Raw genomic sequence first — 15,027 nt, forward strand, 5'->3', positions numbered from 1 at the left:
GGTGACCCGACCTTGCTGTGTGTCTGGCAGGCGATGTCGGTGCCCCCGATTACGCTGGGAAATCGTGACGTCCGAGTACTCCGCCCATCATCTGCAGGTCCTCGAGGGCCTCGAAGCCGTGCGCAAGCGCCCGGGCATGTACATCGGGTCCACCGACTCCCGTGGTCTCATGCACTGCCTATGGGAGATCATCGACAACTCCGTCGACGAAGCCCTCGGCGGCTTCGGCTCGCGCATCGACATCGTGCTGCACGCCGACGGCAGCGTCGAGGTGCGCGACAGCGCCCGCGGCATCCCGGTCGACGTCGAACCTCGCACGGGTCTGACGGGTGTCGAGGTCGTCTTCACCAAGCTGCACGCTGGCGGCAAGTTCGGCGGTGGCTCGTACGCGGCATCCGGCGGTCTGCACGGCGTGGGCGCGTCGGTCGTCAACGCGCTGTCGGAGCGCCTCGACGTCGAGGTCGACCGCGGCGGCAAGACCTACGCGATGTCGTTCCACCGCGGCGAGCCCGGTCTCTTCTCGGGCGACACCCCCGATTCGACGTTCACCCCCTTCGAGCGCAGCAGTGAGCTGCGCGTGATCGGCAAGGCGCCGCGCGGAGTCACCGGCACGCGCATCCGCTACTGGGCCGACCGACAGATCTTCACCAAAGACGCGACCTTCGGGCTCGACGAGCTCGTGCAGCGCGTGCGCCAAACGGCGTTCCTCGTGCCGGGGCTCGAGATCGTCGTGCAGGACGAGCGGAGCGACGAGCGCGTCGAGACGAGCTACCGCTTCGACGGCGGCATCTCGGAATTCGCCGACTTCCTCGCGCCCGACGCGGCGGTCACCGACACCTGGCGTCTCACCGGCACCGGCACCTTCACCGAAACCGTGCCCGTGCTGCAGCCCGGCGGATCGATGATCCCGACCGAGGTCTCGCGCGAGTGCGAGGTCGACATCGCGGTGCGCTGGGGCACGGGCTACGACACCACGACCCGCTCATTCGTCAACATCATCGCCACGCCCAAGGGCGGCACGCACCAGCAGGGCTTCGAGCAGGGGCTCATGAAGGTGCTGCGCGCGCAGGTCGAGCAGAACGCCCGCAAGCTCAAGGTCGGCAACGACAAGATCGAGAAGGACGATCTGCTGGCGGGTCTCACCACGGTGCTCACCGTGCGTCTGCCCGAGCCGCAGTTCGAGGGTCAGACCAAAGAGGTGCTCGGCACCCCGGCGGTACGCCAGATCGTGGCATCCGTCGTCCAGAAAGAACTCGCGGCCCGCTTCGCCTCGCCCAAGCGCGACGACAAGGCGCAGACGGCTCAGCTGCTCGAGAAGATCGTTTCCGAGATGAAGGCGCGCATCTCCGCGCGCACCCACAAAGAGACCCAGCGACGCAAGAACGCCCTCGAGTCGTCGTCGCTGCCCGCCAAGCTGGTCGACTGCCGCTCGAACGATGTCAACGATTCCGAGCTGATCATCGTCGAGGGCGACTCCGCGCTCGGCACGGCCAAGCTCGCGCGCAACAGCGAGTTCCAGGCGCTGCTGCCCATCCGCGGCAAGATCCTCAACACGCAGAAGGCTTCGATCAGCGACATGCTGTCGAACGCCGAGTGCGCCTCGATCATCCAGGTCATCGGTGCGGGCTCCGGACGCTCGTTCGATCTCGACGCCGCCCGCTACGGCAAGATCATCCTGATGAGCGACGCCGATGTCGATGGCGCGCACATCCGCACGCTGCTGTTGACGCTGTTCTTCCGGTACATGCGGCCGCTGGTCGAAGAGGGGCGTGTCTTCGCCGCCGTCCCGCCGCTGCACCGGGTGATCGTCATGAACCCGGGCACCAAGCCCAACGAGACGATCTACACCTACAGCGAGCAGGAGCTGCACGCGCTGCTCGCCAAGCTCAAGCGCGGCAACAAGCGCTGGCAGGAGCCGATCCAGCGCTACAAGGGTCTCGGCGAGATGGATGCCGATCAGCTCGCGACCACGACCATGGATCGCGCCGGCCGCATGCTGCGCCGCGTGCGCGTGCAGGACATGGAGGCCGCGGCATCCGTGTTCGACCTGCTCATGGGCAGCGACGTGGCCCCGCGCCGCGAGTTCATCATCGACTCGAGCGACCGGCTCGCGCGCGAGCGCATCGACGTCTGAGCCTGCCGGCCGCTGGGGCCATCACGTCCCACCCGAGCACAACCGCGGATGCCACGACCGACACGCCGCGCGCGGCTCGGCCCCACCGGCGCGCCGCCCGAAACTCCCGCCATCGCGCACGCCCCAGGGACGCGCACCGGCGGAGGCGCCTCAGCGGACGACGGTGCCGATCGCGCCGACGACGGCGTCGAGGGGCTGACCCGAGGCGTCGCGTTTCGCGCCGACGTCCGGAAGCGCACGCACCGAGCCGTCGGGCCCGACCGCGCGCGGATCGGTGCCCACCCAGGCGAGCACGAGGCCGTCTTCGCCGCGCAACAGGCGCTGGGCGCGCACGCCTCCGGTGGCGCGCCCCTTCGCGGGGAACTCCGTGAAAGCCGAGACTTTAGCGCTGCCCGCGTCGGTGCCCGGCAGGGCGGCAGACGAGCCGGCGATGGTCACGACCACCGCGTCGAAGGCCGAGGCCCCGACGACGGCGAAGTCGATCACCCGGGCGCCGTCGGAGAGGCGGATGCCGGCCATCCCGCCCGCGGATCGGCCCTGGGGCCGCACGGAAGAGGCCTCGAAACGCAGCAGCTGCGCGTCGCTCGCGACGAAGACGAGCTCGGCGTTGTCCCCGGCCGGAGCCGCGCCTACCACCCGGTCGCCGTCGCGTAGGGAGATGATCTCGATCTCGTCCTTCGTGCCGAGCTCGGTGGCCGCGACGCGCTTGACGACACCCTGCTCGGTGCCGAGCGCGATGGTGGGGGAGTCGATCAGCGGCACGAGGGCCACGACCTTCTCGCCCTTCGCGAGCGGAAGGTACTGCTCGACCTTCGTGCCCGCGGCGACCTGGACGGAGTTCGCAGGGACCGACGGCAGGTCCACCGGCGAGAAGCGCACGAGACGACCGGCCGAGGTCACGGCGCCGATGTCGCCGCGCGTGGTCGTATCGACCGAGGAGCGGATCGCGTCGTGCTTTGAGCGGCGCGCGGGCGGAACGACCCCACCGGCGGGCGCGTCGGCGATCAGCTCGGCGCGGACCATACGTCCGGTGGCCGAGAGGTACACGCGGCAGGGGGCATCGGCGATCTGCAGGTCGGCGGCAGCGGCCGCGGCCCGCGCCGAGCGGGGCTGCACGGGCCCACCGTTCAACAGCATCGTGCGGCGAGGGGTGCCGTACGCGTCGGCCGCGGCATCCAATTCTCTGGCCACCTGCTGACGGAGCAGCGTCTCGCTGCCCAGCAGCTCGACCAATTGTGCGATCTCGGCGTTCAACTGATCGCGCTCGGCCTCGAGCTCGATGCGCGAGAACTTCGTGAGGCGGCGCAGGCGCAGTTCGAGGATGTACTCGGCCTGCAGGTGCGAGAGGTCGAAGACCTCCTGCAGCTTCGTGCGGGCCTGCTCACCGTCGTCCGAGGAGCGGATGACCTGGATGACCTCGTCGATGTCGAGGATCGCGATGAGCAGACCCTCGACCAGGTGGAGCCGCTCGCGCTTACGCGCCAGGCGGAACTCGCTGCGCCGCGTGACGACACGGATGCGGTGATCGATGTACACCCGCAGCATCTCGCGCAGGCCGAGCGTCTGCGGCTGACCGTCGACCAGGGCGACGTTGTTGATACCGAAGGAGTCCTCGAGCGGGGTGAGGCGGTAGAGCTGCTCGAGCACGGCCTTGGGGTCGAAGCCGGTCTTGATGCCGATCACCAGGCGCAGGCCGTTGTTGCGGTCGGTGAGGTCGGTGACGTCGGCGATGCCGGTCAGCTTCTTCGCCTGCACCGCGTCTTTGATCTTCTCGATCACGCGCTCGGGGCCGACGAGGTAGGGCAGTTCGGTGATGACGATTCCGGTGCGGCGCGGGCCGAGCGACTCGATCGACGCCTTCGCGCGGGTGCGGAACGTGCCGCGGCCGTTCGTGTACGCGTCTTTGATGCCGTCGAGACCGACGATGATGCCGCCCGAGGGCAGGTCGGGGCCGGGCACGAACTCCATGAGTTCTTCGACGGTGGCATCCGGATGCTGGAGCAGGTGGATCGCGGCGGCGACGACCTCGATGAGGTTGTGCGGGGCCATGTTCGTGGCCATGCCGACCGCGATGCCCGTCGCGCCGTTCACCAACAGGTTGGGGAAGGCCGCCGGCAGCACCTCGGGCTGCTGGAACTGCCCGTCGTAGTTGGGGATGAAGTCGACGACGTCTTCGTCGAGGTTCTCGGTCAGCGCCATCGCCGGGGCGGCCAGGCGCGCCTCGGTGTAGCGGGGCGCGGCGGGACCGTCGTCGAGCGAGCCGAAGTTGCCGTGGCCGTCGACCAGCGGCACCCGCAGCGAGAAGTACTGCGCGAGGCGCACGAGGGCGTCGTAGATGGGGGCGTCACCGTGGGGGTGGAGCTTTCCCATCACCTCGCCGACGACGCGAGCGCTCTTGACGTGCCCGCGGTCGGGTCGCAGCCCCATCTCCGCCATCTGGTACAGGATGCGGCGCTGCACCGGCTTGAGTCCGTCGCGGGCGTCGGGAAGGGCCCGCGAGTAGATGACCGAGTAGGCGTACTCGAGGAACGACCCCTGCATCTCGGTCGAGACATCGACGTCTTCGATGCGCTCGACGACGGGTGACGTCGCGGATGAGGAGGAACGGGAATCGGGCATAGGTACGGCCTCGGGTCGGGCGGGCGTCGCGTCTCGACGGGGATCGGGGCTCCTGTGGGAGACTGGGCCCGATGTCACTCAGCCTACCGGCGGACCCGCCGCGCTCCCGGAGCCTCACCGGTGTGGTGGAGCAGTCGATCGCCGCGCTGACCGGCGAATCCGAGTGGTTCGCCCCCGCTCGCAGCGCGATCGTCATGCTCGTGGACGGCCTCGGCTCGCACAACCTGGCTGCCCGTCGCGGGCACGCGCGGTTCCTCGGCTCGGTCGGCGGTCGGCGCGATGTCGCACGCACCGTCTTCCCCTCGACCACCGCCGCGGCCCTGTCGAGTCTTCTGACCGGTACCGGTCCGGGCGTGCACGGCATCGTCGGCTATCGCGCACGCATCCCGGGGACCGACAAGGCCCCGAACCAGCTGCACGGGTGGGAGACCGACGGCCTCGACCCGCACACCTGGCAGCGGTCCGAGCCCCTGTTCGCCCGCCGCGCCGCCGCGGGACGACCGAGCTTCGTGGTGTCGCGTCCCTCGTACACGGGTACCGGTTTCACCGAGGCGACGCTGCGCGGGGCCGAGTTCTTCCCCTCCGACGACCTCGACGAGCGTGTGCGTCTCGCGGCCGACCTGGCGGCACGGCATCCGGGATCGGTCACCTACCTGTACGCCCCCGAGCTCGACACGGCCGGTCACCGCGACGGGTGGGAATCCGATCGCTGGACCGACGCCCTCGAGCGGGTGGATGCCGCGGCCCGACGCCTCGCCGACGGGATCGACGCGCACACGGGCGTCCTGATCACCGCAGACCACGGCATGGTTGACGTCCCCGCCCACAAGCATGTGCTGCTGCGCGAGGGCGATCCGCGCCTCGACGGCGTCGCCCTCATCGGCGGCGAGCCCCGCATGCTCCACCTCTACACGGACGAGGGACGAGCGGATGCCGTGGCCTCCCTGTGGCGCGAGACCGAGGCCGCACGGGCCTGGGTGATGACGCGCGATGAGGCGATCGCGGCGGGCCTCTTCGGCGCCGTCGACGACGACGTGCGTCCGCGGATCGGAGACGTCCTCGTCGCCGCGCGGGGGCGCTTCGCGTACTACGACGACCGCGAGGCGGACAAGCGTCCGCAGCGGATGGTCGGCCAGCACGGTTCTCTCACCGACGAGGAACGCACCGTTCCGTTGCTGCGTCTCGGCGCGTTCACCTGAACCTGTCGGAGTGCACCGGATGCCGGCATCCGGCCCCCTCACTCCGAAGGGGCGTCTGCGGCGCCGTGAGCCGGGGGAGGACCCGCGTCAGCTCTCGTCGGAGCGGGCCCCGAAGACGATCTCGTCCCACGAGGGCATCGACGGACGTCCCTTCGTCCGGCGGCCGTTGTCGGACGAAGGTCGCTCGGGTTCGCCCGCGGACTCGTCAACATCGTCGGCGCACCCCGGCTCGACGGCGTCGAACAGGGCCACGGGGGCGCTCGACGAGGGGCGCGGCTCGGGCTCGATCTCGGTCGCGCCGGGCAGAGGTTCGCGCTGTCCGCGTCGACGACGCAGTGCCTCGAGCAGATCGGCGGTCTCGGCCGAGGTGACGGGGGCATCGGGCGCTCGCTTGATCGCCGCAGCCTGAACGGCCGGGGCGACGGGACCGGTCGCCTCGACGCCCGGCTCGTCGTCGATGTCGATGCGGCGGGGCCCGAAGGCTCCGCTGTCGAACCGCGAGTCGTCCTTCGAGACGTTGTCGAGAGCGCGCAGACGGGGGATCAGCCCCTCGGGGAGCGATCCCTGCCGCGACAACTGGATCGCGTCGGCGTTCTGCGGCGAGAGGATGCTGCGGCGCGGGTCGAAGCTCCAGCGCGCGTCGTGGTCGATGCCGTTGGCGGTGAACTCGAGCTTGACGGACCAGCCCGACGACTCCTTCCAACTCGTCCACCGCTCGGCGGAGGCGCCGGCCTCGGCGAGCTTCGCCCGGACGGCCGCACCGAAGGTGATGGGGGAGTCGTGCTCGAGAGTGCCACCCAGCAGGACCGGGACGGCCAGCGCCTGGGCGACGACGTGCTCGCGCTCCGCGAGCACGGGTCCCTCGAAACGCTCGACGTCTTCGACGCGGGCGTTCAGCAGCGTCGCCACCTCGCGCGCCGACAGGCCGGCGCGGATGTGCGCCTGGATCTCTCGGGGGCTCGGGCGCGGGGCACGGTCGTCGTCCTCGCGGTCCCGACGCGCACGGCGCGCCTCAGCGCGCAGCACCTCATCGAGCGCGAGGGCGAAGCGTTCGCCCGCCTGCGTCGCCACGACGAGGACGTCATCTTCGGTTCCGATGACTTTGAGCTGTTCCATACGAAACACCCCTCCGATCTGCGGTCAGCGTTCATGCTGACACGCACACGGTCCGCATCCGGGAATATCGCGGGCGCGCCGCGAGTTTCCCGTCAGGCCTGACACGCACGCCCGTCTCGGAGCATTTGCTTATCGAGGACGGGTCATGCAAACTATGGCCGCCCGATCGGGCACCCGATGGGGCACAGCACCACGAAAACCGGAAGTAGAGACCTGCACGCATGGCAACCGATTACGACGCACCGCGCAAGACCGAGGACGACAGCGAGTCGATCGAGGCCCTCAAGGAGCGCGTGCCTGACAAGGCGTCGGGGTCGATCGACAACGAGGATGCCGATAACCCCTCGGGCTTCGAACTGCCCGGCGCCGACCTTTCCGACATCGAGCTCGATGTCGTCGTGCTTCCCCCTCAGGAAGACGAGTTCACCTGCATGAACTGCTTCCTCGTGAAGCACCGTTCGCAGATCGCCGAAGAGAGCGGCCCCGGCTTCATCTGCCTGGAGTGCGCAGCCTGACCTGAGCGCGCTGGATCGCCGCCACCAGGCGGTCCGGCGTGCGGGTGGACACCACCCACGACGGAGTCGGATCATCGGGATCGATCACGGGAACCGTGACGATCCCGTCGATCCCGCCCCGGATGACATGCCACGCCCGGTGGTCGAGACCACTCCCACGGGCCGTACGCGCTTCTTCGGCGATGACGCCGGTGGGAACGCCCAGAAGATCGACCGGGATGTGCGCCCGTCCCGCTCGGAACTCCCCGTCACGGATCTCGATGACCGGTGCGAGCGCGAGAAGGCCCGTCACGATCGCCACCGACACGAGCAGCCCGATGAACAGGGCCAAGGTCGTGTCGAGCGGGGAGAAGACGACGGCCGCCATGGGGCCGCACACGGCTGCGGCGACCAACGCCCACAGCGACGGGCTCAGGCGCTCTCGATACTCGGCTGCGGTGCGGATGCCGCACCCCCTCTTCTGCATTACCCTCGTGGGGTGACCGAAACGGTGGACGTCCTCATTGTCGCATCCGAGCCTCCGGTCTTCGCCCACCCCGGCGACGCCGGAGCCGACCTGACCGCCGCCGAGGCGGTACGCCTGGAGCCTGGGCGACGCGCTCTCGTCTCGACGGGTGTGCGCATCGCGCTTCCCGAGGGATACGCCGCGTTCGTCGTGCCGCGCAGCGGCTTGGCCGCCAAACACGGCATCACGATCGTGAACGCGCCCGGCACGATCGACGCCGGGTACCGCGGCGAGATCAAGGTCGCCCTGTTGAACACCGACCTCGACGAGGCCTATGACATCGCGGTCGGAGACCGCATCGCCCAGCTCATCGTGATGCCCGTCCCGGCCGTGCGCTTCGTCCCCGTCGACGAACTGCCCGACAGCGTGCGCGGTCAAGGCGGCTTCGGATCGAGCGGATACCAGACTCTGCAAGGGAGCACCCGATGACCGACGACGAGTCGCAGACCACGCCCGACACCGCCGACCAGCCCGGAAACGAAGCGGTGCAGGCGCTCAAGAGCGCCCCCACCGATCGCGAGACCGCGGGTCCGTTCGACGAGGCCGAGGCGAACCCCGTCCGCCCCTACATCGACCTGGGTGGCATCAAGATCCTCCCGCGCGAGGGGCTGAACCTCCGCCTCGAGGTCGAGGAGCAGACCAAACGCATCGTGGCCGTGGGCCTCGACTACGCCGACTCCACCCTGCAGGTGCAGCCCTTCGCCGCGCCGCGCTCGAGCGGCCTGTGGGAAGAGACGCGGGAGCAGATCCGCCAGCAGGTGAAGCAGCAGGGCGGCCGCGTCGAAGAGCGCGAGGGCCCGCTCGGTCCCGAGCTGCTCGCCGAGGTGCCCGTCATGGCCGGCGCGGACGGCGCCGCCAAGCGCCTCGCGCGTTTCGTGGGCGTCGACGGGCCCCGCTGGTTCCTGCGCGGGGTCGTCGGGGGAGCCGCGACCAGCGACGTCGAGGCAGCCGCCGCCGTCGAGGACCTCTTCCGCTCGATCGTCGTGGTCCGCGGATCGTCACCGATGCCGCCGCGCGACCTCATCCCCCTCCGGATGCCGTCGAGCCCCGGAACCGCATGAGCGACGACTCCGCACGCCCGGCGCGAGAAGACGACCGCGTCCCCCTCGACCCGCCGTCCGCGGCGGACAGCGTCAGCGCGGCTCTCGGCAACGCCGCGCGCCGCGCGGGGCTCGACCCTTCGAAGCACACCTCGACCGGGGCCGCCGTGTGGTCGGCGATGGGCGGGGTGCGCGGCATCCTGGAATCCGTCCTGCCCTCGCTCGCGTTCGTGGTGCTCTTCACCGTCACGATCGACCCCGAGACGCGCCAGGGCAACCTGTGGGTGAGCCTCGGGGTGTCCGTGGGGCTCGCCGTCGTCTTCACCCTCGCGCGTCTGATCGCCAAGTCGCCCCCGAGCGCCGCGATCGGCGGACTCCTCGCGACCGCGGGCGCCGCCGTCCTGTCGCTGGTGACGGGCCGCGGGCAGGACAACTTCGTGCTGGGCTTCTTCACGAACGGCGCGTACGGGACGGCGTTCCTCGTCTCGGCCCTCATCGGCTGGCCGCTGATCGGTCTGGCCGCCGGGTACCTGCTCGGTGAGGGCACGCGCTGGCGCGCCGACAAGCGCAAGCGCCGCGCCTACACGTGGCTCTCGATCGCCTGGGCCGCCCTGTTCGCCGCCCGACTCGCTGTGCAGCTGCCGCTGTACTTCGCGGGAGACGTCACCGCGCTCGGCACGCTCAAGATCGTCATGGGCCTGCCGCTGTTCGCCCCGATGCTGGCGGTGACGTGGCTCGTGGTGCGCGCTCTCCACCCTCGCCGAGAGTCCTGATAATATCTTGACATCAAGATAAATCCGCAGCTCCGAGCGGTTAGGTCGACCTTCCTGGAATCGACCTCTCCGCGCGGGGAAGATGGAGAAATGCGGGCTGACGCCTGCGCATTCGCCGACGAAGGAGACGATCGTGTCCACGGTTGACAGCTTCGGTGCCAAGAGCACCCTGACGGTCGGCAGCACCGACTACGAGATCTTCCGCATCGACACGGTCGCCGGTCACGAGAAGCTCCCGTTCAGCCTCAAGGTGCTGCTCGAGAACCTTCTGCGCACCGAGGACGGCGCCAACGTCACCAAGGAGCAGATCGAGGCCCTCGGCTCGTGGGTCCCCACGGCCGACCCCGACACCGAGATCCAGTTCACGCCCGCTCGCGTGGTCATGCAGGACTTCACCGGTGTGCCCTGCATCGTCGACCTCGCCACCATGCGCGAGGCCGTGACCGCCCTGGGCGGCGACCCCAGCAAGATCAACCCGCTCTCGCCCGCCGAGATGGTCATCGATCACTCGGTCATCGCCGACCTGTTCGGCAGCGAGAACGCCCTCGAGCGCAACGTCGAGATCGAGTACGAGCGCAACGGCGAGCGGTACCAGTTCCTCCGCTGGGGCCAGACGGCGTTCGACGACTTCAAGGTCGTCCCCCCGGGAACGGGAATCGTGCACCAGGTCAACATCGAGCACCTCGCCAAGGTCATCTACGACCGCTCGGTCGACGGCGTGCTCCGCGCCTACCCCGACACCTGCGTCGGCACCGACTCGCACACGACGATGGTCAACGGCCTGGGCGTGCTCGGCTGGGGCGTCGGCGGCATCGAGGCCGAGGCCGCGATGCTCGGCCAGCCCGTGTCGATGCTGATCCCGCGCGTCGTCGGCTTCAAGCTCTCGGGCGAGATCCCCGCCGGCGTGACCGCGACCGACGTCGTCCTCACCATCACCGACATGCTGCGCAAGCACGGCGTCGTCGGCAAGTTCGTCGAGTTCTACGGCGAGGGCGTCGCCTCGGTGCCGCTGGCCAACCGCGCCACCATCGGCAACATGAGCCCCGAGTTCGGCTCGACCGCCGCGATGTTCCCCATCGACGACGTGACGCTCGACTACCTGCGCCTGACCGGCCGCGACGAGCAGACCGTCGCCCTGGTCGAGGCGTACGCCAAGGAGCAGAAGCTCTGGCACGACGCCGACCGCGAGCTCGTCTTCAGCGAGTACATGGAGCTCGACCTGTCGACGGTCGTCCCCTCGATCGCCGGTCCGAAGCGCCCCCAGGACCGCATCCTGCTGTCTGAGGCCAAGAACCAGTTCGAGAAGGACATCCTCAACTACGCGGGCGCGTCGGTCTCCGACTCGATCGTCGACCTCGAGGTCGACGGGACCTTCCCCGCATCCGACCCGGGCGCGGTTCCCGGCGAAGAGCACGAGGACGTCACCGAGAGCGAGGTGCTGATCTCTTCGGGTCACCCCGCCAACGCGTCGAACCCCGTCAAGGTCACCACCCCCGACGGCCAGTCGTACCTGCTCGACAACGGCGCGGTCACGCTCGCGGCCATCACCTCATGCACGAACACCTCGAACCCCTCGGTCATGATCGCGGCGGGCCTGCTCGCCAAGAACGCCGTCGACAAGGGCCTCAAGCGCAAGCCGTGGGTCAAGACGACGCTCGGACCCGGCTCGAAGGTCGTCACCGACTACTACGAGAAGTCCGGCCTCGACAAGGCGCTCGAGGGTCTCGACTTCTACACCGTCGGCTACGGCTGCACCATCTGCATCGGCAACTCGGGACCCCTCATCGAAGAGGTCTCCGAGGCCATCAACGAGAACGACCTCGCCGTCACGGCCGTCCTCTCGGGTAACCGCAACTTCGAGGGGCGCATCAGCCCCGACGTGAAGATGAACTACCTCGCCTCGCCGCCGCTGGTCGTCGCCTACGCCCTCGCCGGCTCGATGAACTTCGACTTCGAGACCGACGCCCTGGGCACGGACCAGAACGGCGACGACGTCTTCCTGAAGGACATCTGGCCGGCCCCCGACCAGGTGCAGACGATCATCGACGCCTCGATCTCGCGCGAGCAGTTCATCCAGCAGTACGCCACCGTCTTCGAGGGCGACGAGCGCTGGAAGAACCTGCCCACCCCGACCGGCCCGATCTTCGAGTGGGATGCCGACTCGACCTACGTCCGCAAGGCCCCGTACTTCGACGGCATGACCATGCAGCCCGATGCCGTGCGCGACATCACCGGCGCACGCGTCATGGCGACGCTGGGCGACTCGGTCACGACCGACCACATCAGCCCGGCCGGAAACATCAAGGCGGGTACCCCCGCCGCGCAGTACCTGATGGAGCACGGCGTCGCGCAGAAGGACTTCAACTCCTACGGCTCGCGTCGCGGCAACCACGAGGTCATGATCCGCGGGACGTTCGCCAACATCCGCCTCAAGAACGAGCTCACGGCAGCGGTCAACGACGGCACGGTCGTCGAGGGCGGCTACACCCGCGACTTCACCCAGGAGGGCGGCCCGCAGTCGTACATCTTCGACGCGAGCCAGAACTACCAGGCGCAGGGCACCCCGCTCGTCATCTTCGGCGGCAAGGAGTACGGCTCCGGCTCGTCGCGCGACTGGGCGGCGAAGGGCACCAACCTGCTGGGCGTCAAGGCCGTCATCACCGAGAGCTTCGAGCGCATCCACCGCTCGAACCTGATCGGCATGGGCGTCGTTCCGCTGCAGTTCCCCGCCGGCGAGAGCTGGAAGTCGCTGGGCCTCGACGGCACCGAGATCGTCTCGATCGAGGGCCTGGAGCAGCTCAACGAGGGCGTCACGCCGAAGACCGTGAAGGTCACCGCCGAGCCGAGCGAGTTCTCGCCCGAGGGCAAGCAGGCCGTCACGTTCGACGCCGTGGTCCGCATCGACACCCCCGGTGAGGCCGACTACTACCGCAACGGTGGCATCCTGCAGTACGTGCTGCGTTCGCTGGTCTGACCCGCTTCATCGATGTGCCCCGGGAGCCTCGCGCTCCCGGGGCACATCGCGTTCGCAGACAGTACACGGCCCCGGCGCGCAACCCGTTGCCGGGCCTCTCGCACCCTCGGAGACTAGAATCGACCCGTACGCGCGGCCCCCGCGCGCATCGCACGAGAGGAGTCTCATGGCTCTCCTACCCGGCATTCACGGCCCCCGTGACCTCGACGGACTGAACCCCGACCAGCTACGACAGCTGGCCGCGGAGGTCCGTTCGTTCCTCGTCGAGAACGTCGCCCGCACCGGCGGGCACCTCGGTCCGAACCTCGGCGTCGTCGAGCTGACGATCGCCCTGCACAAGGTCTTCGATTCACCGTCCGACCCGATCATCTTCGACACCGGGCACCAGTCCTACGTGCACAAGATGCTCACCGGTCGGCAGGACTTCTCGGCTCTCCGCTCGCGCGGCGGCCTCGCGGGCTACCCGCAGCGTTCCGAGAGCGAGCACGACGTCGTCGAGTCCTCGCACGCGTCGAGCTCGTTGAGCTGGGCGGACGGCGTGTCGCGCGCGTTCAGCCGCACCGGTCGTCGAGACCGTCATGTGATCGCCGTCGTGGGCGACGGCGCCCTCACCGGCGGCATGACCTGGGAGGCCCTCAACAACATCAGCGACGACAACGAGCGCAACCTCGTGATCGTCGTCAACGACAACGGCCGGTCCTACGCCCCGACCATCGGGGGCATGGCGCGCTACCTCAACCGCGTGCGCACCAACGACGCCTACCGGACGCTGCACCGCGGCTCCGACACGCTCTTCCGTCGCCTGGGCCCCGCGGCGCGTGCCGTGTATCGCGGCATCCGCGGCGGCACCCACGGCTTCCTGTCGCGCTTCACCAACAACGAGGCGCTGTACAGCAACCTCGACATCAAGTACCTCGGTCCCATCGACGGCCACGACTTCGAGTCACTCATCGAGACCCTCGAGCTGGCGAAGTCGTACGGTGCTCCGGTCATCGTGCATGCCATCACCGACAAGGGCAGCGGCTACGCCCCGGCGATGAGCGACGAGGCCGACCAGTTCCACGCGGTGGGCAAGATCGATCCGATCACGGGCGAAGCCCTGGGCTCGGGCGGCGGTCTGCAGTGGACCGACATCTTCGCCGAAGAGCTCGTGAGGGTCGGCACCGAGCGCCAGGACATCATCGCGATGACCGCGGCCATGCTCCGCCCCACGGGTCTGCAGCACTTCGCCGAGAGATTCCCCGAGCGCGTGTACGACGTCGGCATCGCGGAGCAGCACGCCGTGGCATCCGCCGCCGGTCTGGCCTTCGGCGGCCTCCACCCGGTCGTCGCCATCTACGCGACGTTCATGAACCGCGCGTTCGACCAGGTCATGATGGACGTCGCCCTGCACAAGGCCGGCGTCACGTTCGTGCTCGATCGCGCCGGCGTCACCGGCCCCGACGGCCCGAGTCATCACGGCATCTGGGATCTGGCGATGCTGCAGCTGGTCCCCGGCATCCGCATCGCCGCCCCGCGAGACGCCGCGCGCCTGCGCGAGGTGTTCCGCGAGGCCACCGCGGTCGAAGACGCGCCCACCGTGGTGCGTTACCCCAAGGGCAAGGTCAACGACGAGGTCGAGGCGATCGAGCGCCTCCACGACGGCGTCGATGTGCTGAGCCGCGGCTCGAGCGAAGACGTGCTGCTGGTCGGCATCGGTCCGATGGTGCACCTCGCCCTCGAGGTCGCCGAGCGTCTCAAGGCGCAGGGCATCGGCGCGACGGTCATCGACCCGCGCTGGGCGATCCCGGTGCAGCCCTCGATCGTCGAGTTGGCGCGCGAGCACCGTCTCGTGATCACGATCGAAGACGGCATCCGCGTCGGCGGCGTCGGCACGCGCGTGCGGCAGGTGCTGCGCGAGGCGGGCGTCGACACGGCCGTCGACGAGCTCGGCATCCCCGACGAGTTCATCGACCACGCGACGCGCGAGCAGATTCTCGAGGATGCCGGCCTGACGGCCTCGAAGATCGCACACGACGTGGTCGCCCAGGTGCTGGGCACGCGCATCCCCATGGCGCGTCAGACGCCGACCGGCTCGATCCCCACGATCGAGGAGTGGGAGAAGTCGCGCCCGTAGACCCGCACGAACCACAGCGGCGCCGCCCCTCGGGAC

At 69.3% G+C, this 15,027-nt stretch carries 11 protein-coding genes; 8 read left to right on the top strand and 3 right to left on the bottom strand.

Annotation, left to right across the window (positions count from 1 at the left end; translation table 11 throughout):
• Positions 1 to 61: 61 nt before the first annotated feature.
• Positions 62 to 2,134 carry a type IIA DNA topoisomerase subunit B gene (locus tag ASE56_RS15115; protein WP_156371769.1) on the top strand — a complete coding sequence of 691 codons (2,073 nt, stop codon included), beginning with the start codon at positions 62 to 64 and terminating at the stop codon, positions 2,132 to 2,134.
• A gap of 150 nt (positions 2,135 to 2,284) precedes the next feature.
• Here ASE56_RS15115 and ASE56_RS15120 read toward each other — a convergent pair whose 3' ends face one another.
• The gene (locus ASE56_RS15120) at positions 2,285 to 4,753 is read right to left on the bottom strand and encodes a DNA topoisomerase (ATP-hydrolyzing) subunit A (protein ID WP_056231534.1); all 2,469 of its coding nucleotides are present in this window, start codon (positions 4,751 to 4,753) and stop codon (positions 2,285 to 2,287) included.
• Positions 4,754 to 4,824: 71 nt separating this feature from the next.
• Here ASE56_RS15120 and ASE56_RS15125 point away from each other — a divergent pair, with 71 nt between their 5' ends.
• Positions 4,825 to 5,952, top strand: a complete 1,128-nt coding sequence (locus ASE56_RS15125; protein WP_056231537.1) for an alkaline phosphatase family protein — start codon at positions 4,825 to 4,827, stop codon at positions 5,950 to 5,952.
• Between the two features lie 87 nt (positions 5,953 to 6,039).
• Here ASE56_RS15125 and sepH read toward each other — a convergent pair whose 3' ends face one another.
• Complete coding sequence (sepH, locus tag ASE56_RS15130) at positions 6,040 to 7,068, bottom strand: septation protein SepH (protein WP_056231542.1); 1,029 nt, start codon at positions 7,066 to 7,068, stop codon at positions 6,040 to 6,042.
• Positions 7,069 to 7,289: 221 nt separating this feature from the next.
• Here sepH and ASE56_RS15135 point away from each other — a divergent pair, with 221 nt between their 5' ends.
• A complete protein-coding gene (locus tag ASE56_RS15135; RefSeq protein ID WP_056231545.1) occupies positions 7,290 to 7,583 on the top strand; it encodes a DUF4193 domain-containing protein in 294 nt (97 codons plus the stop codon).
• On the opposite strand, the gene ASE56_RS15140 is transcribed toward ASE56_RS15135, so the two are convergent.
• A complete protein-coding gene (locus ASE56_RS15140) occupies positions 7,558 to 8,049 on the bottom strand; it encodes a DUF3093 domain-containing protein (protein WP_056231549.1) in 492 nt (163 codons plus the stop codon). The genes ASE56_RS15135 and ASE56_RS15140 overlap by 26 nt on opposite strands.
• A 12-nt stretch (positions 8,050 to 8,061) precedes the next feature.
• Here ASE56_RS15140 and dut point away from each other — a divergent pair, with 12 nt between their 5' ends.
• The 5 genes from dut to dxs all read left to right on the top strand — a co-directional run bounded on the left by dut (position 8,062) and on the right by dxs (position 14,991).
• The gene (gene dut, locus ASE56_RS15145) at positions 8,062 to 8,517 is read left to right on the top strand and encodes a dUTP diphosphatase (RefSeq protein ID WP_056231552.1); all 456 of its coding nucleotides are present in this window, start codon (positions 8,062 to 8,064) and stop codon (positions 8,515 to 8,517) included.
• Entirely contained in the window at positions 8,514 to 9,149 is a 636-nt protein-coding gene (locus tag ASE56_RS15150) for a DUF3710 domain-containing protein (RefSeq protein WP_056231555.1), read from the top strand. Before dut ends, ASE56_RS15150 begins: the two co-directional genes overlap by 4 nt.
• Positions 9,146 to 9,901 carry a DUF3159 domain-containing protein gene (locus ASE56_RS15155; protein WP_056231557.1) on the top strand — a complete coding sequence of 252 codons (756 nt, stop codon included), beginning with the start codon at positions 9,146 to 9,148 and terminating at the stop codon, positions 9,899 to 9,901. The genes ASE56_RS15150 and ASE56_RS15155 overlap by 4 nt, the downstream gene beginning before the upstream one ends.
• A gap of 133 nt (positions 9,902 to 10,034) precedes the next feature.
• On the top strand, positions 10,035 to 12,875 hold the full coding sequence (gene acnA, locus ASE56_RS15160; RefSeq protein WP_056231560.1) for an aconitate hydratase AcnA: 2,841 nt from the start codon (positions 10,035 to 10,037) through the stop codon (positions 12,873 to 12,875).
• 166 nt (positions 12,876 to 13,041) lie between these two features.
• Positions 13,042 to 14,991 (top strand): 1-deoxy-D-xylulose-5-phosphate synthase, encoded by a 1,950-nt coding sequence (gene dxs / locus ASE56_RS15165; RefSeq protein ID WP_056231572.1) that lies wholly within the window; start codon positions 13,042 to 13,044, stop codon positions 14,989 to 14,991.
• The last annotated feature ends 36 nt before the right edge of the window (positions 14,992 to 15,027 follow it).

The organism is Microbacterium sp. Leaf203, assembly GCF_001421275.1.
Lineage (GTDB): Bacteria > Actinomycetota > Actinomycetes > Actinomycetales > Microbacteriaceae > Microbacterium > Microbacterium testaceum_A.